The 22,227-nt window shown below is 70.5% G+C and carries 20 protein-coding genes; 8 read left to right on the top strand and 12 right to left on the bottom strand.

Going from position 1 to position 22,227, the window contains the following annotated elements:
- Positions 1–98: 98 nt before the first annotated feature.
- From RCO28_RS33245 to RCO28_RS33230, 4 genes are all read right to left on the bottom strand, one after another.
- Positions 99–1,109 carry a ketoacyl-ACP synthase III gene (locus RCO28_RS33245; RefSeq protein WP_308945061.1) on the bottom strand — a complete coding sequence of 337 codons (1,011 nt, stop codon included), beginning with the start codon at positions 1,107–1,109 and terminating at the stop codon, positions 99–101.
- Entirely contained in the window at positions 1,102–1,839 is a 738-nt protein-coding gene (locus tag RCO28_RS33240) for a methyltransferase domain-containing protein (protein WP_308945060.1), read from the bottom strand. Before RCO28_RS33240 ends, RCO28_RS33245 begins: the two co-directional genes overlap by 8 nt.
- Before the next feature lie 68 nt (positions 1,840–1,907).
- The gene (locus tag RCO28_RS33235) at positions 1,908–2,534 is read right to left on the bottom strand and encodes a nuclear transport factor 2 family protein (RefSeq protein ID WP_308945059.1); all 627 of its coding nucleotides are present in this window, start codon (positions 2,532–2,534) and stop codon (positions 1,908–1,910) included.
- Between the two features lie 65 nt (positions 2,535–2,599).
- Entirely contained in the window at positions 2,600–3,406 is an 807-nt protein-coding gene (locus RCO28_RS33230; RefSeq protein ID WP_308945058.1) for an arylamine N-acetyltransferase, read from the bottom strand.
- 303 nt (positions 3,407–3,709) lie between these two features.
- Here RCO28_RS33230 and RCO28_RS33225 point away from each other — a divergent pair, with 303 nt between their 5' ends.
- The 8 genes from RCO28_RS33225 to RCO28_RS33190 all read left to right on the top strand — a co-directional run bounded on the left by RCO28_RS33225 (position 3,710) and on the right by RCO28_RS33190 (position 12,734).
- Positions 3,710–4,348: an NAD(P)H-dependent oxidoreductase gene (locus tag RCO28_RS33225; RefSeq protein WP_308945057.1), complete on the top strand. Its 639-nt coding sequence runs from the start codon at positions 3,710–3,712 to the stop codon at positions 4,346–4,348.
- 54 nt (positions 4,349–4,402) lie between these two features.
- On the top strand, positions 4,403–5,644 hold the full coding sequence (locus RCO28_RS33220) for an MFS transporter (RefSeq protein WP_308945056.1): 1,242 nt from the start codon (positions 4,403–4,405) through the stop codon (positions 5,642–5,644).
- A gap of 203 nt (positions 5,645–5,847) precedes the next feature.
- Positions 5,848–6,390, top strand: coding sequence for an SRPBCC family protein (locus RCO28_RS33215; RefSeq protein WP_308945055.1), 543 nt, complete (start codon positions 5,848–5,850; stop codon positions 6,388–6,390).
- Positions 6,391–6,467: 77 nt separating this feature from the next.
- Entirely contained in the window at positions 6,468–8,024 is a 1,557-nt protein-coding gene (locus tag RCO28_RS33210; protein WP_308945054.1) for an AMP-binding protein, read from the top strand.
- 298 nt (positions 8,025–8,322) lie between these two features.
- A complete protein-coding gene (locus tag RCO28_RS33205) occupies positions 8,323–9,378 on the top strand; it encodes a glucose-1-phosphate thymidylyltransferase (protein WP_308945053.1) in 1,056 nt (351 codons plus the stop codon).
- On the top strand, positions 9,375–10,358 hold the full coding sequence (gene rfbB, locus RCO28_RS33200; protein ID WP_308945052.1) for a dTDP-glucose 4,6-dehydratase: 984 nt from the start codon (positions 9,375–9,377) through the stop codon (positions 10,356–10,358). Before RCO28_RS33205 ends, rfbB begins: the two co-directional genes overlap by 4 nt.
- Positions 10,355–11,734, top strand: coding sequence for an NDP-hexose 2,3-dehydratase family protein (locus tag RCO28_RS33195; protein ID WP_308945051.1), 1,380 nt, complete (start codon positions 10,355–10,357; stop codon positions 11,732–11,734). Before rfbB ends, RCO28_RS33195 begins: the two co-directional genes overlap by 4 nt.
- Before the next feature lie 34 nt (positions 11,735–11,768).
- Positions 11,769–12,734, top strand: a complete 966-nt coding sequence (locus tag RCO28_RS33190; protein ID WP_308945050.1) for a UbiA family prenyltransferase — start codon at positions 11,769–11,771, stop codon at positions 12,732–12,734.
- A gap of 91 nt (positions 12,735–12,825) precedes the next feature.
- Here the strand turns inward: RCO28_RS33190 and cutA are convergent, their stop codons facing one another.
- From cutA to ispH, 8 genes are all read right to left on the bottom strand, one after another.
- A complete protein-coding gene (gene cutA / locus RCO28_RS33185) occupies positions 12,826–13,152 on the bottom strand; it encodes a divalent-cation tolerance protein CutA (protein WP_308945049.1) in 327 nt (108 codons plus the stop codon).
- Positions 13,153–13,253: 101 nt separating this feature from the next.
- Positions 13,254–13,793 (bottom strand): GNAT family N-acetyltransferase, encoded by a 540-nt coding sequence (locus tag RCO28_RS33180; RefSeq protein WP_308945048.1) that lies wholly within the window; start codon positions 13,791–13,793, stop codon positions 13,254–13,256.
- Complete coding sequence (locus RCO28_RS33175) at positions 13,790–14,173, bottom strand: hypothetical protein (protein WP_308945047.1); 384 nt, start codon at positions 14,171–14,173, stop codon at positions 13,790–13,792. Before RCO28_RS33175 ends, RCO28_RS33180 begins: the two co-directional genes overlap by 4 nt.
- Before the next feature lie 218 nt (positions 14,174–14,391).
- On the bottom strand, positions 14,392–16,734 hold the full coding sequence (locus tag RCO28_RS33170) for a LuxR C-terminal-related transcriptional regulator (protein WP_308945046.1): 2,343 nt from the start codon (positions 16,732–16,734) through the stop codon (positions 14,392–14,394).
- A 309-nt stretch (positions 16,735–17,043) separates the two neighbouring features.
- Entirely contained in the window at positions 17,044–18,213 is a 1,170-nt protein-coding gene (ispG, locus tag RCO28_RS33165; RefSeq protein WP_308945045.1) for a flavodoxin-dependent (E)-4-hydroxy-3-methylbut-2-enyl-diphosphate synthase, read from the bottom strand.
- Positions 18,210–20,066 (bottom strand): 1-deoxy-D-xylulose-5-phosphate synthase, encoded by a 1,857-nt coding sequence (locus tag RCO28_RS33160; RefSeq protein ID WP_308945044.1) that lies wholly within the window; start codon positions 20,064–20,066, stop codon positions 18,210–18,212. Before RCO28_RS33160 ends, ispG begins: the two co-directional genes overlap by 4 nt.
- A gap of 4 nt (positions 20,067–20,070) precedes the next feature.
- Positions 20,071–21,114, bottom strand: a complete 1,044-nt coding sequence (locus tag RCO28_RS33155; RefSeq protein WP_308945043.1) for a polyprenyl synthetase family protein — start codon at positions 21,112–21,114, stop codon at positions 20,071–20,073.
- A gap of 25 nt (positions 21,115–21,139) precedes the next feature.
- The gene (ispH, locus tag RCO28_RS33150; protein ID WP_308945042.1) at positions 21,140–22,090 is read right to left on the bottom strand and encodes a 4-hydroxy-3-methylbut-2-enyl diphosphate reductase; all 951 of its coding nucleotides are present in this window, start codon (positions 22,088–22,090) and stop codon (positions 21,140–21,142) included.
- Between the last annotated feature and the right edge of the window lie 137 nt (positions 22,091–22,227).

Here is a 22,227-nt window from a genome sequence, read left to right as displayed (position 1 = left end):
CCGGTGCGCAGCGCTGCGCACCGGGCCGTCGCCCGTCGTGGGGCCGCCCTACAAGGGCCACCACTCGGTTCTTCTCACCACACTGCTCACCACTCTTCTCACCACTCGATGACGGCGAAGCCGAAGTTGAAGCCGCCGCCGAACGCGCAGAGCAGCACCTTCTCGCCCGGCCGCAGGGCTCCCTGCCGGGCGGCCGCGTCGAGGGTGAGGGGGATGGACGCGGCGCCGGTGTTGCCGTATTCGGTGACGGTGGTGTGCATCCGGGCCCGGGGGAAGGGGAGCGACTCGTGCAGTTCGGCGAGCATCACGGCGTTGGCCTGGTGCGGGACGATGTGGGCCAGCTCCGCCGCGTCGATGCCCGCGTCGTCGAGGAAGGTACGGAGGGCCTCCGGGAGCGTGGCGTACACCATCTCCTTGACGCCGCGTCCGTTCATGGCGAAGTAGTGCAGCCCCTCGGCCAAGGTCTCGGCCGTGGTGCCCAACCGGGTGCCGCCGGCGGGGACTTGGATGAGTTCGCGGCCCTCGGTGTGGGTCAGCAGGCGGGTGGCGGTCAGTGTGCTGCGGCCGGTGGCGGGGCCCAGGACGACGGCGCCGGCGCCGTCGCCCCACAGCACGCGGGTGCGCGGGTCGGTGGGGTCGGTGATCCTGCTGTACATGTCCGCGCCGATGACCAGGGCGTGCCCGCCGCCCGCGATCATGCTCGCGGCGGCGGTGAGGGCGTAGACGAAGCCGCTGCACACCGAGTTGAGGTCGAAGGCGGCGGCGGTGCTCGGCGCGTGCAGGAGGTCGGCGACGACGGTGGCCGTCGGGGGCTGCGGGGAGTCCGGGGTGGAGGTGGCGACGATGATCAGCGACAGGTCGGCGACGGCGACGCCCGCGTCCTCGAGTGCGGCGCGGGCCGCCGCGGCCGCCAGGTCCGAGGTGGCTTCGTCGCCCTTGCCGTAGCGGCGCTCGTGGATGCCCGTCTTGCGTACGATCCACTCGTCGGTGACGCCCGCCTCCGCGCCGACGTCGTCGTTGGTGATGACGAGGGACGGCACATGGGACCCGGTGCCCAGGACGCTCACCGGTATCGGGGGCGCACCCGTCCCGCCTGCGATGTCAGCCATGGGTGCGGTACTCCAGGAGGCGGAAGTTGGCGGTGCTGCCGTTGCTGACGAACTCCAGGACGCCGAGCTCGGTGCGGGTCAGCCCGGCCTCCTGCTCAAGCTCGGCCAGCTTGTCCCAGTCGCCGTGGTCGTTGAAGCCGAGGAAGAGCCGCCCGCCGTCGGCCAGGTAGCGGGGGCCGTCGACGAGGAAGGAGCGGTGCGCTGCATAGCCGGGGTCCATGATGGCCCGCTGCATGTAGTGGGTGTAGGTGAAGTCGTCCGGTGCGAGGAGGGCGTTGGAGTCCCAGTAGATGACGTCGAAGCGCTCGTCGGGGTCGAGGGCGGCGAACATGTCGCTGCGCAGGGCGCGGACGTGGTCGGCCACCCCGTGCCGGGCGGCGTTCAGGAGGGTGTTGTCCACCGCTTCCTGGGTGATGTCCAGGGCGGTGACCTGGCCGACGCCCCGGAGGGCCGCGATCACGGAGGTGACGCCGCAGCCGCTGCCGACCTCGAGGAGCGAGCCGCCCTCGGGGTAGGGCAGCCAGTCGGTGAAGCCCTTGGTCTCGGGGGAGATGTAGGGCGGCCAGACGCCGGGCAGCAGGTCCCAGGTGCGGTCCAGGAGGTCGAACTCGATGGGGTCGGACTGCTGGGCGTGGGCGAAGAGCTCCGGGGGCAGGCCGGCGGGGAGCTGCCGGTCCGCCACCGCCTGCGTGCTGTTCGTGTCCGTGCTCGCCGCGTCGGTGCTGGTCATGGTCGTGTGCTCCTGGCCGTTCGGGGTCGATGGGTGGGTGCGCCGTTCCTCAGGGGGTCGCGGACGGGTCACTGTCCCGGCTCGGCCAGCCACCGGGCGTTGCTGTCGTACACCTCGCGCATCAGCTCCGGGCGGTCGATACCCGGCCGGTCGGGGTGGTTTCCCCAGCCGGCCTGGTTCGACCAGTACTGGGTGTAGCGGTAGGAACGCCGGTAGGAGCTGAGCAGTTCGGTGTCGAGGGAGATACGGTCCCCCACGTATTCGGGAGCCGCGGAGTCCTTGAGATACACCGCCCGGAATTCCGCGATACGCCAGTCGTCCTGCCGCTTCTCGACGCGGAAGCACATCCGCTCCCATACGAAGAGCGTCGCTTCCTGGCCGTCGATCTCGACCGGCATGACGATCTGCGCGGGCAGTTCGGCGAAGGCCCGGTTGCCGTTCACCCGGACCTGGATGGGGCCCAGTTGGTGCAGGCCCTGGCCGCGCGTGGTGGCGGCCAGTTTCTGGGTGTTGGCGATGAATTCCTCGCCGCTGCACGACGCCCAGCCGACGGCGATACGTGTGTCGAGATAGTAGCTCGCCGCCATTTCGTCCCATTGCCCGGTGTCGCGCGCCCAGCGTTCGCGTATCACGCACTCCCGGGCGGCATCGGCGGCCAGCAGATCTGCCGTACCGCTGCGCTCTTGTGTACCCATTCACCCATTCCTGTCGGCCAGTTCGAGGGGCGCCAGTCGATTTCGTAGCGGGGTTTTCCGCCGTGTCAGTTGAGGTACATGTCCACTTCGTCGCCCGCGTACGAGGCGGTGGTCTTCGGTGCGCGCTCGACATCGATTCCCAGGTGCGTGCGGTAGGCGGCCACCACGGCGTCGTCGGTGGTCAGTTCCTCGGTGCGGCGCTGCCCGTTCTCGGTCACCGTGAGGGTGTTCTCGCGGATGCTCACGCGCCCCGAGGGGGTGACCTGGGAGGCGAACACGTACTGGAGGAAGGGCGAGTCGGGCGCCGTGCGGTACCACCACAGGGTGGGCAGGAAGGCGTCCAGGTCGGCGGGGCGGTTATCGATGCGGTACTGCGGCTTGCCCTTGAGGAGGACGTCCACCTCGCCGTTTCCGACGGGCACCAGCTCGTACGCGCCGTGCGCGTCGGACTGTTCGCCGGGAGTGCCGAAGACGAGCGGCCCGCGGGGGCACTTGCCGAATCCGACATCGACCAGGAGGCTTTCGCCGTCGAGGGTCACCCGGAGGGCCAGGTGCACCAGGGGCGGGCCGATCTTCTCCCCGCTGTAGGTCCGGGCCGGCAGGATCTCCACCTGATATCCGAGCGCCTCGAGCAAGAAACCGAAGGCCGGGTTGAGTTCGTAGCAACCGCCACCGCGACCGCGGTGCACGATCTTGTCCACGAGGCTCTCGTCGAGCTGGATCGGCGTGCCGTCGTGGTAGTCGAGATTCTCGAACGGGACCGAGAGAATGTGGCGCTCCTGCAACTGCCGCAGTGCGTCCAGGTCGGCTTTCTCCGGGCGTTCCGCACCGATTCGCTTCAGATACAGATCAACGGTGGCGTCGTTCAACACTGCGGGCCCCCTGCGGGATAGGGAATCTGCGGACTCTGCGGACTCTGCGGTCTCTGCGATCTTTTGTGCACCGCGGCCGACTGAAGCGCCCCGGCGAATCGACCGGCAAGGACCGCACCGGCGATCTGTCAGGTCCTGCCGCCCAGTTGACATAGTGCGAGCCGCGACGTTGCCGCTGAAGACGCCTCCCCTCACGCTGGCCCGGCACGTCGCCGATGGCCTGCCGTCGGTCAGCCCGACCTCCCGCCCGCAGCGCCGCCCGCAGCGCCTGTCCGAACCGCCCGCAGAGGGAGCACCCCAGGAATGACGAACGTCGCGATCGTTTACTACTCCGCCACCGGACACGTCCATCAACTGGCCCTCGCCGCGGCGCAGGCGGCGGAGAAGGCCGGTGCCGAGGTGCGGCTTCGCAAGATCGGCGAAGCCGTCCCCGGGCAGGACACCGCCGACCTGCTCTGGATCGACCGCACCGTGTGGACCGAGCACACCGACGCCACCGCCGAGATCCCCGTGGCCCAACTCGCCGACCTGGAGTGGGCCGACGCGATCATGATCGGTACGCCGGTCCGCTACGGCCTGCCGGCCCCCAAGCTCATGGAGTGGATCGACACCACCACCGACATGGCCATCGCGGGCAAGCTCCACGACAAGCCCGTGACCGCGTTCACCTCGGGCGACGGGGCACACGCAGGCCAGGAGACGGCGGTGCTCGGCCTCCACAACACCTTCTGCCACTGGGGCGGCGTCATCGTGCCCAACGGCATCACCCACGAGGTGATCAGCAAGCGCCGCGCCAACGGCTGCCCTTACGGCACCGCCAGCCACTCGCACCAGAAGCAGCCGGGCATCGTCCCCGCCGACAACATCGCCGCCGTCGAGTACCAGGCCCGCCACGTCATCGAGATCGCCGCAGCCCTGGGCCGGGGACGCGCCGCGGCCTGAAGGCCCTTACGGCCTCCCCCCCGCTCAGACCAGCCTTCGTACACAGGAGAGACCATGGCCGTCCAGTCCGATGGACCCAGCCCACCCCGAGCCCTGACGACGCCGGACACGGACCGGAGCGACTCCAACCCACCACGGGTCGCGGGACTGTGGCTGTCCCTGATCGCCGCCCCGGCGACCTTCGGCGTGGCCGCACCTGCGATCGTCCTGCCCAAGATGGCCGACGGCTACGGCCTCACCCTGGACGTCGCCAGCTGGCTGGTGACGATCGCGGCCCTGTCGATCGCCGTCGGCACCCCCCTGGCCGGCGGGCTGATCAGCAGGCGCGGACTGCGCACCGCGCTGATCGTCAGCACCGTCCTGCTGGTCGTCGGCACCGTCGTGGTGGCCGTCGCGCCCTGGCTGCCGGTGGTCCTCGTCGGCCGGTCGGGACAGGCCCTGGGCAGTACCGGCCTGATCGCCGTCGCGATGAACCTGGCGGGCACCGCCGGCCGGATGGGCCTGATCACCTCGACGATCGCCGGCTGCGCGGCGGTCGGCCCGCTGGTCGGCTCGCTGGTCACGGAATGGACCTCGTGGCTGGTCGTGCTGCTCCTGCCGGTGGTGGCCGCGCTGTTCGTGCCCCCCGTCCTGCGGCACGCCCCCACCGCCCCGGCCGACGACAGCCGCTTCGACGGACGCGGCGCGGTCCTGCTGACGGCGCTGGCCACCGCCCTGGTCGTCATCCCCTACTTCCCCCTGCCCGCGGCGATCTGCGCGGCGGTGGCCGCCCTGCTGCTCGCCCTGCACATCAAGGCCCGCCCCGACGGGTTCGTCCCCGTCGTCCTGCTGCGCTCGCCGCTGTTCATCGGCGTCAGCGTGCTGGCCCTGCTCCTGGCGACGTCCTTCTTCCGGCTGCTCTTCGTCATCCCCGGGCAGCTCTCCACCGAAGCCGGCTGGAGCGAGGACGCGATCGGCGTGGGCACCACGGTCTCCCAAGTGGCGGGCTCCGTCGTGGCCTTCGTCATCGCGGCGGTCGCGATCCGCATGGGCCGTGTCCCCGTCGTGGTCGTCCTGGCCGCCACCGGCATCCTGGCCGCCGTCCTGACCGCGGTCTCCGCCTCGGCCATCGTCGTCCTGACGGCCCTGGCCATCGCCCTGTTCGCCGCGGCAGGCGGCCAGGGTGCCCTCATGGCCTTCGCCACCCAGACCGTCGACAGCAGCAAACGACCGGTGGCCATCGGCCTGTTCAACCTCTGCTACCAGCTGGGGGGTGCGCTCGGACCCGCCCTCCTCGCGCTGTCCGTGGCCTCCTGACACACCCCGTACCCGCCTCCTCGGCAGCCCCTCGCCCCAGGTCCCGTCCACCGGGACACTGGGGCCTGCGGCGTGCCCGCGCACGGCGGTCATGCGGGGACGTACGGCTGGTCATGCGGGTACGCACGACGGCCGCGCGGAACCTGACGAACCCGAAAGGCCTTCGTTGACCGGTGATCCCCCGGCTCGGCAGGGTCCTGCACATGGCCAACACGATTATCGAGAAGTCACCCCTGTTCGAACTCCGGGCGCAGATCGGGATCTCCGCGCGCCCCGAGGACGTCTACGCCGTCGTCAGCGACCTGCCGCGCAGCGCCGAGTGGAGCCCCGAGTGCGTCGGCGGTGAATGGATCTCCGGTGAGCCCTCCCAGGTGGGCTCGGTCTTCCGCGGGGAGAACCTGCGCAGCGAGGACGTGGTGGCGTGGGCCCCGCTGGTGCGCGGCACCTGGTTCACGGAGGCCCGCGTCGTGGCCGCCGAGCCCGGCCGCACCTTCCAGTGGATGATGCTCAGCCACGCCCAGGAGGACCAGGAGAGCGTCTGGGGCTTCGACGTCGAGCCCGACGGCGACCAGGGTGCCGTCCTCGTGCACCACTTCCGCATGGGCAAGGCCACCGCCGGCATCCACAAGATCGTCGCGGAGATGTCGGAGGCGGAGCGCGAGAAGTTCATCACCGACTGGTCCCTCAAGATCGAGCAGGACCTCGACGACACCCTGGCGCGTATCCGGAACCTCATCGAAAAGTGACCCCCGGGCGGGCACGGCCGCGCGAAGTGGCGGACGGGCCGACCGCCATGCATGTTCCCGGACGAGAAAGCGGATAGATGTTTCTCCAGCGGATAGGAAACAACGGCATTCGCCTGGGCACGCTGTTCGATCGAGCAGCTGCCCGGCATCCCGCCAACTTCGTGGTCCTCGACCACGACCTCGACATCGCCCCCCACCTGGGTCGCCGCGCCTCGCTGACCGAACTGGCGGACCTGGTGGCCGACTTCGCCTCCCGGCTGTGGTCGGTGGGCGCCCGCCCCGGTGACCACGTGGTGGTGCACAAGAGCGACGGCTTCGACATCTCCCTCCTTGCCTGCGCGGTGGCCCGGATCGGCGCCATTCCGGTGCTGCTCTCGCCGAAGCTCGAGGGCGAGACGGTGGCCGAGCTGCTGCGGCGGGTCGGGCAGCCCTATCTGGTCACCGACCAGGCCAAGCTGGACTCCTCCCTGCCGGCCGAGGTCTTCGAGCTGTCCCGCCGGGTGCTGCTCACCTCCGGCGAGTACGAGGGCGCGACGCCGTTCGCCTCGCTCGCGGACGTCCGGCGCGTACCGGCGGTGACGATGCCGCCCGACCACCCGACGCTGGTCACCCACACGTCGGGCACCACCGGCACACCCAAGCTGGCGGTGCACACCGGCCGCAGCTTCCAGGCCCGCTACCGTCCGCAGGGCACCGTGGTCTCGCTGGGCGTCCGGCGCAGCGAACCCGTCGCCGTGCACGTGTCGTTCGTGCACTCGCGGATGTTCACGGCCATGCCCATCTCCATCCTCCAGGGCCACCCGCTGATCATCCTCAAGGACGACGAACCGGAGACCGTCGGCGACCTGTTCACGCAGGTGCCGCCCGGCTTCATCGAGGCGCACCCCAACACGTTCCTGCGCTGGGAGGTCCTCGCGGACGACCCGCGGCGGCCGCTGGCGCAGGTGAAGTTCTTCAGCTCCACGTTCGACGCGATCCACCCCCGTACGGTGAATACGATGCTGAAGGCATCGGCCCGCAAGCGCCCCAAGTTCGTCCAGGCGTACGGGCAGAGCGAGGTCGGCCCGATCGCCGGGCGCACCTACTCCCTCAAGGACGGCGCGGACTTCAACGGCCGTTGTGTGGGCGCCCCGTTCCCCGGCATGACCGGTGTGCGGGTGGTCAGCAGGGACGGCCGTACGCCGACGAAGCAGAACCCCGGCTACATCGAGGTGCGGAGCGACGGCCGCATCGTGACGTACCTGGCGGAGCATCCGCGCTGGGAGAAGCAGGTCAACGACGGCTGGTGGCGGATGGGCGATGTCGGCTACCGCACCAAGTGGGGCTGTCTGCACCTGCTCGACCGCGAGGTCGACGAGATCCCCGGGGTCGAGTCGACCCTGGAGCTGGAGGACAAGCTCTTCACGCGGCTGCCCGAGCTGGTCGAGGTCATCATCATCCCCGGTGAGGGCGGCACCGCGGTCCCCGTGGTGTGCACGCGGGACGACGCGCCGCTCGACGAGATCGCGTGGAAGTCGGCCGTGGTGGACCTGCCGCCGCTGGCAGAGCCGGTGCAGTTGCGGCTCGACGAGCTTCCGCAGACTGCTACGACGAAGATCAAGCGACTGGAGCTTGCCAGGACTCTGCAGTCCTGACCTGCCTCGCCCGGCGGCTGCTCCCCCACTGCCGGGGGGCGGTCGCCGGCTGTCTTATTCTCCCCTCCCCGCCCCTTCCCGGCTGTGTCGATATGCGGCTGGCGCCGCGTGGCCTGCCGGACGGGCCTCCTCAAAGGCCGGAGGGGCTGACTTATCAGCTGAGGAACCGGACCTGACAAGGTCCAACAGCCCTTCCCCCGGCTCCCGTTGACGCACCGTTAGCCTCACTTGTGTACTCCCGTAAAGCCGAACGAAGTTATTTCACCCCCGGCCGAAGAGTTCACTCCGGAAGGACAAAGTGAAAGCTCTAGTGCTATCCGGCGGGATGGGGACCCGGCTTCGGCCTCTCACCTACTCCACGCCGAAACAGCTGATTCCGGTCGCCGGCAAGGCGGTCCTGGAACATGTCATCGACAACATCCTGGCGGCGGGCATCACCGAGATCGGCATGGTGGTCGGCGGCCAGGGCGACAAGATCCGTGAAGTGATCGGCGACGGCGGCCGGTTCGGCGCCCGAATCACCTACATACCCCAGGACCAGCCGCTCGGCCTGGCGCACTGCGTGAAGATCGCCCGCGATTTCCTGGGCGACGACGACTTCCTGATGTACCTGGGCGACAACGTGCTGCCGGAGGGCGTCGCCGGCATCGCCGGGTCCTTCGCCGCCCACCGCCCAGCCGCTCAGCTCGTCGTGCAGAAGGTCGCCGACCCGCGCGCGTTCGGGGTCGCCGAGGTCGACGAGGACTTCACGGTGACGGCGCTCGCGGAAAAGCCGGAAGTACCGCGGAGCAATCTCGCGCTCATCGGCGTGTATTTCTTCACGCCCGCCATTCATACGGCGGTCGACGCGATACGGCCGAGCGCCCGCGGCGAACTCGAGATCACCGACGCCGTGCAGTGGCTCGTGGCGAACGGCGCCACCGTGAAGGCGAGCGAATATCTCGGTTTCTGGGCGGACACCGGAAACGTGGACGCCGTACTGGAATGCAATCGGCGGCTTCTGGACGAACTTCCGCCGCAGCAGCTCGGCACGGTCGACGCGGCCAGCCGGGTCGACGATTCCGTGGTGCTCGCGGCCGGCTGCCGGGTCGTGAACTCCCGTATCGAGGGGCCCGCGTACATCGGTCCCGGCAGCGTCGTCGAGGACAGCCACATCGGCCGCTACACCGCGATCGGCGCCGACTGTTCGGTGCGCCATACGCTGATCGAGGACTCGATCGTGCAGGACGGGTCCACGCTTTCGGACCTGCCCGGTCTGAGCGGTTCGCTGATCGGCAGGACCGCCTCGGTGTCGGCGACCCGCCGGCACCGTCTCATCGTCGGGGACGACTCGCGCGTGGAGGTCGCAACATGAGGATCCTTGTGACGGGCGGCGCCGGTTTCATCGGCTCGCACTACGTCCGCGCACTGCTCGACGACGCCTACCCGCAGGCCGTGGGGGCCCGCGTCACGGTGCTCGACAAGCTGACCTACAGCGGCAACCGCGAGAGCCTGCCCGCGAGTTCGGACCGCCTGGACTTCGTGCACGGCGACGTCTGCGACGCCGAACTGCTCCGGGAGCTGCTGCCGGGACACGACTCGATCGTGCACTTCGCGGCCGAGTCGCACGTCGACCGCTCGATCGCCGCCGCCGCCGATTTCGTCCGTACGAACGTGGTGGGCACCCAGGTGCTCCTCGACGCGGCGCGGATGGCCAGGGTCGGGCGCATCGTGCACGTCTCCACCGACGAGGTGTACGGCACGATCCCCACCGGCTCGTGGACGGAGACCTGGCCGCTTGAGCCCAACTCCCCGTACGCGGCGTCCAAGGCTGCCTCCGACCTGATGGTCCGCAGCTACGCCCGCACGCACGGGCTCGACGTGTCCATCACCCGCTGCTCCAACAACTACGGCACCTACCAGCACACCGAGAAGCTCATCCCGCTGTTCGTCACCAACCTCCTGGAGGGCAGGCAGGTCCCGCTCTACGGTGACGGCCACAACGTCCGCGAGTGGCTGCACGTCCAGGACCACTGCCGGGCCGTGGAGGCCGTACGCGCCAAGGGCCGGGCCGGGGAGATCTACAACGTGGGCGGCGGCACCGAGCTGACCAACCTAGACCTCGTGCACCGGCTGCTCGACCTGTGCGGCGCCGACGAGTCCGCGATCCGCCGGGTCACCGACCGGCTCGGGCACGACGACCGCTACTCCCTCGACGGCACCAAGATCCGCGAGGAGCTCGACTTCGAGCCCGAGGTGCCGTTCGAGCAGGGCCTCGCCGAGACCGTCGGCTGGTACCGCGACAACCCCGGCTGGTGGAAGGACGTCAAGCGCCGCCAGGAGGAGGTCCGATGAGCGCGGCCGCACTCGCGCCGCCGCGGGAGGGCTCCGAGACCGCTCGGCTGCTCCGCTCGGTACGCGCCCTCAGCGGCAGCGGCCCCGACACCGACCGGGTCGCGCCCTGGCTCGCCGAGTACGCGCGTACGCACCGCTTCCGGGTGGACCGCATCCCGTTCGCCGACCTCGACGGCTGGTCGTTCGCGCCGGACACCGGGAACCTGGTGCACCGCAGCGGCCGCTTCTTCTCCGTGGAGGGCCTGCACGTCACGCACCCCGAGGGCCCGTTCCCCGAGTGGCAGCAGCCGATCATCAACCAGCCCGAGGTCGGCGTACTCGGCATCCTGGTCAAGGAGTTCGACGGCGTACCGCACTTCCTGATGCAGGCCAAGATGGAGCCCGGCAACCCCAACCTGCTGCAGCTCTCCCCGACCGTGCAGGCGACCCGCAGCAACTACACCAAGGTGCACCGGGGCGCGGACGTGAAGTACCTGGAGTACTTCGTCGACGCTCCGCCCGAGCGGGTCATCGCCGATGTGCTGCAGTCCGAGCACGGCTCCTGGTTCCTGCGCAAGGCCAACCGGAACATGCTCGTGGAGGCCGTCGGCGAGGTCCCCCTGGAGGACAACTTCTGCTGGCTCACCCTCGGGCAGATCGGTGAACTCCTGCGCCACGACAACGTGGTGAACATGGACGCGCGCACCGTCCTCGCCTGCGCCCCCACGCAGCCCGCGACGGGCGCGCTGCACTCCGAGCGCGAACTGCTCTCCTGGATCACCGGGGAGCGCGCCCACCACGACCGCCGGGTGCGGTCGGTCCCGCTCGCGTCGCTGGCCGGCTGGGAGCGCGGCGCATGGTCGGTGGAACGGGTCCCGGAGGAACGGCACTTCCGGGTCATGGCGGTGTCCGTGGAGGCGGAGAACCGCGAGGTCGCGCAGTGGACGCAGCCGCTGATCGAGCCGATCGGCCTCGGCGTCACCGCGTTCGTGACCCGCACCTTCGGCGGCGTACCGCATCTGCTCGCGCACGCCCGCGTCGAGGGCGGCCTGATGGACACCCTGGAGCTGGCCCCGACGGTGCAGTGCACGCCGGACGCCTTCCGCAGCGCCGCGCCCGCGCAGCGCCCGCCGTTCCTGGACCTGGTGCTCGACGCCCCGAAGCAGCGCATCCGGTACGAGGCCGTACACGCGGAGGAGGGCGGCCGCTTCTACCACGCGCAGAGCCGGTACCTGATCGTCGAGGCGGACGAGTCCGAGGCCCCGGCCGTGCCGCCGCCCGGATACCGCTGGGTCACCCCGGCCCAGCTCAACTCCCTTGTACGGCACAGCCGTTACGTCAATGTGCAGGCACGGTCGCTGCTCGCCTGCCTCAACACCGCCGCGGTCACGCCCTGAGCGGCGCCCCCGGCCCGACAGTAAGGAACTCCTGATGGTGGCTGCGGGTACGCATGTGGTCCCGGCACTCGGCGTGCTCCCTCGACTGGGCAGGTACGCCAGGCTGGTCAAGTTCCAGTTCGTCCTCGACTTCTTCCTCGCCCTGCTCATCGTGTGGACGGCGATGGCGCCGGACACCCGGCTCGACGGGCCCGTACTGCTGACCCTCCTGGTCTTCGCGCTCGGCAAGGTCGGCGTGCTGTCCGCGGTGATGACGCTCGACGACGTGACGGGCGTCAAGGACGGCAGCGACACGGCGAACTACCTCTCCGACGACAACACCGAGCTGCGCCCGCTCAAGCGCAAGCCGCTGCTCACCGGCGAACTCACCGTGCACCAGGCGCAGCGCTTCGGCCTGGCGGCGCTCGCCTGGGGTGCGGTGTGGTGGCTGGTGGCCACGCTGTCCGCGCCGCACGTCCCGGTGTGGGGCCTGGTGGTCACGGTGCTGCTGCTTGTGCTCAGCGTGCAGTACTCGTGGGGCCTGAAGCTGAGCTACTTCGGGCTCGGCGAGGTGTGCCTGCTGTTCTCCGCCTCGGCGTTCGTGCTGTCCCCGTACGCCCTGACGGTGGGTGAACTGCCCGCGTTCGTCCTGGTGGAGGCGCTGCTCTTCGGCTTCGGGCAGCTGCTGATATCCGGGTACTCCAACACGCAGGACATCCCCGGGGACGCCGCGGTGGGCCGGCGCACCGTCGCCGTGATGGCCTCGGAGCGCGGCAACCAGGTGTTCCTGGGCGGGCTCACGGCCCTCAACGTCCTGGTGATCGCGGTGCCGTTCGCGGCGGGCTGGATCCCGGCCTGGTTCGCGCTGGCGACACTGCCCGTGGTGGTACTGCGGCTCCGCCAGTACGCCTCGTTCCTGAGCAACGGCCACGCACTGCTCGCCCGCAGCCGCGGCGTGGTGGTCTTCCGCACGACGGTGGGGTGTGTGTTGCTTTACAACTTGGCTCGGCCTTGGTTGTGAGGGGGGGTGGGGTCGAGGGCGCTGGGGGGCTTGGGGCCGCCTGGTACCCGGCGTTGCCGGTCTGGAAGGAGTCCTGCATCCAGGCCGGGTTCTAGCCCGCCAAAGTCTTGTCCATCCAATTCCTGTACCCCTCGGAGGCGGCGAGCAGTTCCGTCGCGGTGATCTCCGGGTTGGCCCACGGGTGGTGCTCGATCAGGCCACGTTCCAGCGCTTCGTACCTGTCGCCCCGCGACTTGAGTACGAGGCGGTACTCCTCACCGGTGCCGAACTCGCCGTCGTGCCAGAACGCTGAACCGATCGGGCCGATGACCTGGGCCCCGGCAGCGAGGCGAGACTGCACAAGGACGCGTGCCAATGCATCGGCCTGGTCACGCGTCTCAGTGGCGGTGGCGACCTCGATGTACTGGTTCCTGTCCATGACGTACTCCCTCGCTCAAGTGACCTGGGAGCACCGTAGTGGGGCAACCTTCGGGACATCAGGCAAGTTGTGCCGTCCGTGGGTGCGCAGTTCGATGTTCGTCACTTGTCGTTGCCGGAGTCGAGTGGACGGAGCATGACGGTGAGCGGCGGCGAGTCCGGCGAGGGCTGGGAGCGGCCGAGGACCTGGTACCCCCACCGTGCGTAGAGGGCTTGTACGCGGCCGTTCTGGTTCGCGGGCGACACCATGAGTGTCACGGCTGTCTCGTCGCGGTCGGTGAGGAGACGGTCGTGGATGAGCTTGGCGATGCCCCGGCGGCGGAACCGGTCGACGACCATCATTTCCTTGACCGCGACCGTCGGTGTACCCGTCACGTCGGGGGCGGGAGCGGGGGTGATGCGCTTCCACCATCTGTCGTCGGGCGTGAGGCTGTTGACGTACCCATAGCCGACCGGCTCACCGTCTTCGTAGGCGATCACGGTCTCCCAGCCGGCCTCTTTCGCATGCCGGGCGAGGCGTTCTGCGTAGCGCTCCACCGAGTAGTGCGGATCGTGCAACTGATCCTTGCGGACCTCGGCGTAGACGTCGATCAGTACGCTCCACACGGCGTCGATGTCGCGGGCACGGCGCAGCTCGGTCAAGGTGTCCTCCGGAGTTGATCGTCGGCGTACGTCGCCCAGGTGCGAGCGGGAGCGCTGTGCGGGGCGACTTCGTTCAGAGCGCGGTTGAACGCGGTCAGCATCCCGGCCACACGCGGGTGGCCGGTGGACTCGACCGGGATGGCCATGGCGGTCTGCACTGCTGGGGAGACGTCGCCCTGCCCTAGTTGGGCACTCGCCAGCCGTGCGGTGGTGATCGCCCGCGAACGCGTCAGGCTGGGACGCAGAGCGGCGAGGCTGCGATGGGCGTGGGCTTCGGCTGTCGCGAAGTCCCGTGCCGACAGGTGCGCGGCGGTGGCGAGGCTGTGGAGTTCGGCCCGGTCGAAGAAGGCCCGCATCCATAGCGGGCGCGGCTCGTCCACGCCGTGGTCGTGGGCCCGGTCGAAGGCGTCCTCGGCGAGGGCGAGGCAGCGGCGGATCGCGGCCGTGGCTCGACGTTCCCGGAAGACGCGTTCTCACCTTCTGACCGCTGGGCCGCGCGCTGCGGGTACGGATGCCCAACTCGTGGGTGGGGGCGGGTGGGTGGGAAAGGGGGTGCAGCGGAACGTGCCGGGTGAGCGGCTTCGACGTAGGGAGACCCTCACGCCGCCCGCGTAGGCCCGTCGGCTCTGCGGGCGGCCGTCCAGCTGGCCACCTGGACGCGGGAGGTGCAGGCCAGCTTGCGCATGATCTTGCGTACGTGGTTCACGGCCGTCCACTCGGCGATGCCCAGCCTGCGGGCGATCTCGCGGTTGGTGAGCCCGCTCGCCACCAGTTCGGCCACCTCACGTTCCCGCGGGGTGAGGGGGTGGGCGGTGCCCGGGTCGCGGTCCGTTCCGGCGCACTGGGGGGTCAGGACGGCGAGGACGGCCGCCTCCGGTGCCGCGTTGCTGCCCTCGGCGGCCAGGGTCTCGGCGTCCTCGTCGCCCAGGCGGACCCGGGTGAGGGCGGCGACGGCCTCCATCTCCATCCGCAGGCGGGCGGGTGCGACGCAGCCGGTGGCGGACCGGACGGCGGCGGCGGCGCCGACGGCCCGTGCCACCCGGCGCCAGGTCTCCGTGGAGCGGCCGCGGGCGCGGGCCAGCAGGATCGTGAACTTCTCCAGGCCGAGCGGGCAGAGCGTCAGGTGCTTCAGCGCGGCGATGTCCGGCAGGGCCGACCGGTACAGGTCGACGGCACCGTCCTGGTCCCCGAGGGCGAAGGCCGCGTCGGCCAGGACGAGGCGGGTGAGCGCGACATTGCGTATGTCCTGCTGCTGCTCGAAGATCGCCAGCGCCTCCAGGGCGATCCGGCGGGCCCCGTGTGCGTCGCCCTCGGCGCGGCGGGCGTCCGCGAGGTTGCGCAGCACCTCGGCGTGTTCGCCCTCGCGGTCCACCCAGGCCACGGCCGCGCACTCCTCCAGGCGGCGGTCGGCCTCGACGAGGTCGCCGCGGTGCAGGGCGATGAGTCCTGAGCGGCGCATGCAGGACGCCACGCCGACGTGGTCGCCGAGCTCCTCGAAGGCGCCCCTGGCCATCGCGAGGCAGTCCTCGGCGGTGGTCAACTCGCCGGTGCACAGCAGGAGTTCACCGAGTGCGAGGTGGGCCTTGGCCTGCTGGGCGAGGGTGAGGCCCACGCCGCGCAGGGCGGTGCGCAGCCAGCCGATGCCCTCGTGGACGGCGCCGCGCGCCTGCCAGTACAGGTGCAGGCTCGCGGCGATCCGGACCACGCCCGCGAGGTCGCCGGTGCCGCTCAGGAACCGCAGCGCGCCGCTCAGGTCCTCGCGCCAGTGGTCGAGTCGGTCGAGCAGCCGGGCCTGGCCGGGTCCGCGCAGGCCGCTCTCCGCGCTCTCGGCGAGCCGGATGCAGAACGCGGCGTGCTCCGCGCCGAGCAGGTCGGCCTCGCCCAGGGCGTGGGCCTCGTCGAGGAGGAACTGCCGGGTCAGGCCGAGCATGGCGAGGGCGAGTTCGCCGTCGGAGCGCTCCTCGGTGTGCAGCAGGCTCTTGTCGACGAGGGCTTCGAGCAGCCGCCGGAAGTCGGCCGGCTCGCCGGGCCACACGGACTCGGCGGTGGGTACGTCGAAGGGCCGGTGGAAGACGGCGAGGCGCCGCAGCAGTCCGCGCTCGGCCGGGTCGAGCACGTCGAGGCCGCGGGCGAGGGCGGTGCGCATGCCGCGGTGCCGGGAGAGGGTGTCGAACTCGGTGCCGGACAGCGCGTCGAGGCCGTCCGCCAGTTCGTCGAGGAGCCGCTGCGGCGAGAGCATCTTCATGCGGGCGGCGGCGAACTCGATCGCGATGGGAAGTCCGTCGGTACGCCGGCAGAGCCGTACGACGGCCTCCCGGTTCTCGTCGGTCAGGGTGAAGCGGGGCCGGCTGACGGCGGTGCGGTCCACGAAGAGGCGGACCGAGGCGACCTCCCGCAGGGCCGCGAGGTCCGACTCCGTACCGTCCTCGGGGGGCAGGGCGAGCGGGCTGAGCCGCAGCAGCGCCTCGCCGTACACGCCGAGCCGTTCGAGGCCGGTCGCGAGGACGGTGAGCCGGGGGCAGTCGTTGATCAGCCGGGCGACGACCGGTGCGAGGGCGGGGCGCAGCCGGTCGCAGCCGTCCAGGACGAGCAGGCTGTGGCGGGGCTCGAAGCACCGGCGCAGGGCGGTGCGCGCGGGGCGGGCGGCGTCGGGTTCGAGGCCGAGGGCCTCGGCGAGCGCGGTCTCGGGGTCCTGGCCGGGGCGGAACTCGCCGACGTCGACGACGCGTCCGCCGTCCTCGAAGGTGCGGGACATCTCGGCGAACGCGGCCACGGCGAGCCTGCTCTTGCCCACTCCGGCCGGGCCGGTGACGGTCGTGACGCGCACCGCCGGGTTGCCGAGGCTGCCGCAGAGCTCGGCGAGCTCCTGCTCCCGTCCCACGAGGCAGCGGGCGGCGATGGAGAGGACGCCCACTCCGGCGGCGCCGAGCTCGTCTCTCATGGTGCTGGTTCTGATCGGGTGCATGGGCCGTCCCTCAGGTCTTCATCGGTTACCGCGGGCCTGGCTCGGTTACGCAACGCTAGATCGCTCCGACGTTTGAGCGAACAGATCCAGCCGTACGAGGAGGGGGCGCGAGCTGGGTGGCTGGGCGGAACCGATCGGTCTCGGGTCAACTTCTTCGCGTAAGCGCCTGGTTGAGGATGCCTGGAGACCGACTCCGATGGCCAAAAATCCCCTATCTTTTTGCATAGAATGTCAAGACGCGACGGCCCGCCGGGAGTTCCCGGCGGGCCGTCGCGTACTGCGGGATCACGAGGTCGGTGTGACCACCACCTCGCCCGCCTCGTCCCCGAGTTCGCCCCGCTCCTCGGCGATCCGCATCGCCTCCTCGACCAGCGTCTCCACGATCTGCGACTCCGGTACGGTCTTGATCACCTCGCCCTTGACGAAGATCTGCCCCTTGCCGTTGCCGGACGCCACGCCCAGGTCGGCCTCCCGCGCCTCGCCGGGCCCGTTCACCACACAGCCCATGACGGCGACCCGCAGGGCGGCGGGGAAGCCCTCCAGGGCGGCGGAGACCTTCTCCGCCAGGGTGTGCACGTCCACTTGGGCCCGCCCGCACCCGGGGCAGGAGACGATGTCGAGGCCGCGCTCGCGCAGCGCGAGCGCCCCCAGGATCTGCGTGCCGACCTTGACCTCCTCGACGGGCGGCGCCGACAGGGAGACCCGGATGGTGTCGCCGATGCCCTCCGACAGCAACGCCCCGAACGCCGCGGCCGACTTGACCGTGCCCTGGAACGCCGGGCCCGCCTCGGTCACGCCGAGGTGCAGCGGATAGTCGCAGCGCTGGGCGAGCAGCCGGTACGCGGCGATCATGACGACCGGGTCGTTGTGCTTGACCGAGATCTTGATGTCGCGGAAGCCGTGCTCCTCGAACAGCGAGCACTCCCACAGCGCCGACTCGACCAGCGCCTCCGGCGTGGCCCGCCCGTACTTCTCCAGGAGCCTGCGGTCCAGGGAGCCCGCGTTGACGCCGATACGGATCGGGATGCCCGCGTTGGACGCCTCCTTGGCGATCTCCCCGACCTTGTCGTCGAACTTCTTGATGTTGCCCGGGTTGACGCGGACGGCGGCACAGCCCGCGTCGATGGCCGCGAAGACGTACCGGGGCTGGAAGTGGATGTCGGCGATCACGGGGATCGGCGACTTCTTCGCGATGACGGGCAGCGCCTCCACGTCGTCCGTCGAGGGCACCGCGACCCGTACGATCTGGCAGCCGGACGCGGTGAGTTCGGCGATCTGCTGCAGTGTGGCGTTGACGTCCGCCGTCACCGTCGTCGTCATCGACTGCACCGACACGGGCGCGTCACCGCCCACCGGCACCGAACCCACCATGATCTGCCGGGACTTGCGCCGCTCGGCCAGCGGTGGCAGCTGCGCCTCCGGGCGCAGTGTGGGTATCCCGAGACCAACCGTCACCGTGTCTCCCCTCCCCGTTCGCCCCGCTCCTCGTCCATGAGGCGGGCCATCTCGCTCTCGAAATCGGTTACCAGGCCGTTCATCCGGGCCTCCTCCGGGCCGCTGATCTCCTCCACCACGCTCCGTGCGATGTGCTGGGCGGTCAGTCCGCAGGCCGACAGGACGTCGGCCCGGCTGCCGTGGTCGAGGAAGCGCCGCGGGATGCCGAACTCGCGCAGCGGCGTCCGCACTCCCTCGTCGCGCAGGAACTGCCCGATGGCCGAACCCACGCCGCTGGTACGGCTGTTGTCCTCGACGGTGACGGCGAAGCGGTGCCGGCGCGCCATGTCGGCGAGCGTGGTGTTGACCGGCGTCACCCAGCGCGGGTCGACGACCGTCGCCCCGATGCCCTGCGCCCACAGCACCTCGGCCACCTGCAGCGCGACCCGCGCCATCACGCCCACCGAGACGATCAGTACGTCGAGCGGTCCCGCCCGGTGCAGGACGTCGGTTCCGGCGAACGTGGCCTTGGCGGGGATGTCCTCGCCCGTCGCGCCCTTGGGGAAGCGCACCAGGGTCGGGCCCTCCCGCCACTCGACTGCCTCCTGAAGGAGTTCGGCGAGGCGGGCGCCGTCACGCGGGGCGGCCATCCGCAGCCCCGGCACGACTTGAAGGACGGACAGGTCCCACATGCCGTTGTGGCTGGGCCCGTCGTCACCGGTGACGCCGGAGCGGTCCAGGACGAAGGTGACGGGCCTGCGGTGCAGCGCCACGTCCATCAGGAGCTGGTCGAAGGCGCGGTTGACGAAGGTCGAGTAGATCGCGACGACCGGGTGGGTGCCGCCGAGGGACATGCCCGCAGCCATGGTGACCGCGTGCTGTTCGGCGATGCCCACGTCGACGACGCGGTCCGGGAAGCGCTGCTGCATCGGCAGCAGCCCGGTCGGCTCCAGCATGGCCGCCGTCACCGCCACGACGTCGGGGCGGCGCTCCGCGATCCGGACCAGCTCCTGCCCGAACACGGACGTGAACGACGGTCCGCCCGAGGAGGCGAGCGGCTCGCCCGTCTCGGGGTCCATGGGCTTGACGGCGTGGCCGCGGTCGAGTTCGTTCTGCTCGGTGGGCGCGAAGCCGCGGCCCTTCTCCGTGACCACGTGCACGACCACGGGCCGGCCCAGGCCCCGCGCCTCGCGCAGCACCCGCTGCAGCGCGGCCACGTCGTGCCCGTCCACCGGGCCGAGGTAGGCCAGGCCGAGCTGCTCGAACAGGTTGGGGCCCGGTGCCTCGGCGCGCAGCTCCCCGAGGTGGTCGGCGAACCCGCCGCGGGTGGGCGCGTACGAGCGCTGGTTGTCGTTGAGCACGATGACCAGCGGCCGTTCGGGACCGCCGGCGATGTTGTTCAGCCCCTCCCAGGCCATGCCGCCGGTCATCGCCCCGTCACCGATGACGGCGACCACGGCGCGGTCGGTGCGACCCTGGTGGGTGTTGGCGCGGGCCAGGCCGTCGGCGTACGAGAGGGCCGTCGAGGCGTGCGAGTTCTCGACCAGGTCGTGCTCGGACTCCGCCGGGTTCGGGTAGCCCGACAGGCCACCGCGCTTGCGCAGCCGGTCGAAGCCGGCGGCCCGGCCGGTCACGATCTTGTGGACGTACGCCTGGTGGCCCGTGTCCCACACCAGGCGGTCGCGGGGCGAGTCGAAGACGCTGTGCAGGGCGAGGGTCAGCTCCACGACGCCCAGATTGGGGCCGAGGTGGCCGCCGCTCGCGCACACCCGGTCGACGAGGAACGCTCTGATCTCCTCGGCGAGGGCGTCGAGTTGGTCCGGTTCAAGGCCCCGCAGGCTCTCCGGGCCGTGAACGGTCTCAAGGAGTGTCATCCGATCACCGGTTCCGGTATGCGACTTCGAGGGCCATCTCATTGAGCTCGTCCCGCCACACCGCGTCGATCGCGGCCGTGTCGAGGGCGGCCCGGGCGCGTTCCACGAGGGCGTCGATGCGCGCCTCGATCCGGGTCCGGCTCTCGCCGAGCAGTCCGTGCAGCGCCTCGGTGTCCCACTCGGGGCCGTTCACCAGGCGGCGCACCTCGGGGTCCCGCTCGGCGGCCTCGGCGAGCAGCAGCGTCATCTTGTGCTGCTCCAGGTCGCCGACGGGCTTGCCCGCCACCGTGCTGTCGCCGAAGGTGCCGATGACATCGTCGCGCAGCTGGAAGGCGAGGCCGAGGGCCTCCCCGTACTCCTCGAACGCCGGGGTCAGATCGGGGCGTTCGGCGAGGGCGGCGCCGAGCAGCAGCGGGCGGGTGATGCTGTAGCGGCCGGACTTGCAGATCGCGATCCAGCGGGACAGCTCCGGCGCGATCACGCCCTCCGCGGCCACGGCGACGTCCAGGTACTGGCCGATCTGGACCTCGGTGACCATCTCGCCCCACACGTCACGGGCCGCGGGCGGCAGTCCGCGGGTGAGGCGGTCGGCGTAGAGGGTGGCGAGCACCCCGGAGATCAGGGCCACGCCCTCGCCGTAGCGGCGCGCCTCGCCGCGCCAGCCGCGCTGCTCGTGCACGGCGGCGTGCTTCACGTGTGCGGTCACCGCGCCGCGCCGCAGTTCGGAGGCGTCGAGCACGTCGTCGTGCAGGAGCGCCCCGGTGTGGATCAGTTCGATGCCGGAGGCGGCGTCCGCCACGAGCGGGCCGTCCGGATCGCCGCCCGCGGCCAGATAGCCGCTGACGCAGAAGGCGGGCCGCAGCCGCTTGCCGCCCGCGTCGACCAGGGACGTCACCGTGTCCACGGGGACCGCTCCCCGTTCGTCCACGCCGCTCCAGCGGGCGCGCTCGTCGGCCAGGAGTTCGCCGAGTCGCCGCTCGGCCCGGCGCAGCACCTCCGTACGGGTCTGCCGCACCGTGTCCCGGCCCGTCACCGCGGTCGTCATCATGTGCCTCCCCTCTCTGTCCGGCCGGTCAGCCGGCGTTCGCCCCTTGGATGAGCCGCGCCGGCGGATGGAAGACCACGTCCTCCTGCGCCACCTGCTCGATCTCGATATCGCTGTAACCGAAGTCCGCGAGCCTTTCGATGAGTTGGTCCACGAGAATTTCCGGGGCACTCGCACCCGCACTCACGCCGACCACGGAAACACCTTCGAGCCAGCTCTCGTCGAATTCCGTGACATCCGGAACCAGATAGGACGTGACTCCGAGACGCTCGGCCACCTCGACCATGCGCAGCGAATTGCTGGAATTCCGGGACCCGACCACGAGGAACAGATCGGATTCCGGCACGACCGCCTTCACGGCGTCCTGCCTGTTCTGGCTCGCGAAGCAGATGTCATCGGTTCCCGGACCCTGCAGATCCGTGAACTTGCTCCGCAGGACGTCGATGATGTCGCGGGTCTCGTCCACCGAGAGCGTGGTCTGCGTGAGATAGCCGACCGGTGTGTCGGCGGGCAGGTCGAGCAGCTCGGCGTCCGCCACCGTCTCCACGATCAGCGTCCGGTCGGGGGCGTGCCCGAAGGTGCCCTCGACCTCCTCGTGCCCGGCGTGCCCGACGAGCAGCAGCGTGCGCTCCTCCCGGGCGAACCGCCTGGCCTGCTGGTGCACCTTGGAGACCAGCGGGCAGGTCGCGTCGATGACGTCGAGCTGGCGGGCCTGCGCGTTGCTGCGCACCTGGGGCGAGACGCCGTGCGCGGAGAACACGCACACCGCGCCCTCGGGCACCTCGTCCTCGGAGTCCACGAAGATCACTCCGCGCCGCTCCAACTGCCGCACCACGTAGTGGTTGTGCACGATCTCCTTGCGTACGTAGAGCGGGGTGCCGTGGCGCTCGAGTGCGAGCTCGATGATCGATATGGCACGGCGCACACCGGCGCAGAAGCTGCGCGGTTCGGCGAGAATCACTTTCTTTTTGCGTCCCATTTCCACCCGTCTCGGCTGCGAGGTCAACTCCCGGCATCGACTGTGCTGTTCAGATGCGCCCGCGGTCAACCAATGGAATACGCACGGACTCGAACCAGTCACGCCTGACAAGCACCCCAACCGCTGAACCTTGCCAT

Source organism: Streptomyces sp. LHD-70 (assembly GCF_031157275.1).
Lineage (GTDB): Bacteria > Actinomycetota > Actinomycetes > Streptomycetales > Streptomycetaceae > Streptomyces.
Note: the sequence above shows the minus strand (reverse complement) of the source record. Positions and strands in the feature narration are given on the sequence as shown.

Excerpts from the sequence above, each read along its gene's own strand:
- RCO28_RS33245 (WP_308945061.1), bottom strand. The coding sequence starts at position 1,109 with ATGGCTGACATCGCAGGCGGGACGGGTGCGCCCCCGATACCGGTGAGC.
- RCO28_RS33240 (WP_308945060.1), bottom strand. The coding sequence starts at position 1,839 with ATGACCAGCACCGACGCGGCGAGCACGGACACGAACAGCACGCAGGCG.
- RCO28_RS33235 (WP_308945059.1), bottom strand. The coding sequence starts at position 2,534 with ATGGGTACACAAGAGCGCAGCGGTACGGCAGATCTGCTGGCCGCCGAT.
- RCO28_RS33225 (WP_308945057.1), top strand. The coding sequence starts at position 3,710 with ATGACGAACGTCGCGATCGTTTACTACTCCGCCACCGGACACGTCCAT.
- RCO28_RS33220 (WP_308945056.1), top strand. The coding sequence starts at position 4,403 with ATGGCCGTCCAGTCCGATGGACCCAGCCCACCCCGAGCCCTGACGACG.
- RCO28_RS33215 (WP_308945055.1), top strand. The coding sequence starts at position 5,848 with ATGGCCAACACGATTATCGAGAAGTCACCCCTGTTCGAACTCCGGGCG.
- RCO28_RS33210 (WP_308945054.1), top strand. The coding sequence starts at position 6,468 with ATGTTTCTCCAGCGGATAGGAAACAACGGCATTCGCCTGGGCACGCTG.
- rfbB (WP_308945052.1), top strand. The coding sequence starts at position 9,375 with ATGAGGATCCTTGTGACGGGCGGCGCCGGTTTCATCGGCTCGCACTAC.
- RCO28_RS33195 (WP_308945051.1), top strand. The coding sequence starts at position 10,355 with ATGAGCGCGGCCGCACTCGCGCCGCCGCGGGAGGGCTCCGAGACCGCT.
- RCO28_RS33190 (WP_308945050.1), top strand. The coding sequence starts at position 11,769 with ATGGTGGCTGCGGGTACGCATGTGGTCCCGGCACTCGGCGTGCTCCCT.
- cutA (WP_308945049.1), bottom strand. The coding sequence starts at position 13,152 with ATGGACAGGAACCAGTACATCGAGGTCGCCACCGCCACTGAGACGCGT.
- RCO28_RS33170 (WP_308945046.1), bottom strand. The coding sequence starts at position 16,734 with ATGAGAGACGAGCTCGGCGCCGCCGGAGTGGGCGTCCTCTCCATCGCC.
- RCO28_RS33160 (WP_308945044.1), bottom strand. The coding sequence starts at position 20,066 with ATGACACTCCTTGAGACCGTTCACGGCCCGGAGAGCCTGCGGGGCCTT.
- RCO28_RS33155 (WP_308945043.1), bottom strand. The coding sequence starts at position 21,114 with ATGATGACGACCGCGGTGACGGGCCGGGACACGGTGCGGCAGACCCGT.
- ispH (WP_308945042.1), bottom strand. The coding sequence starts at position 22,090 with ATGGGACGCAAAAAGAAAGTGATTCTCGCCGAACCGCGCAGCTTCTGC.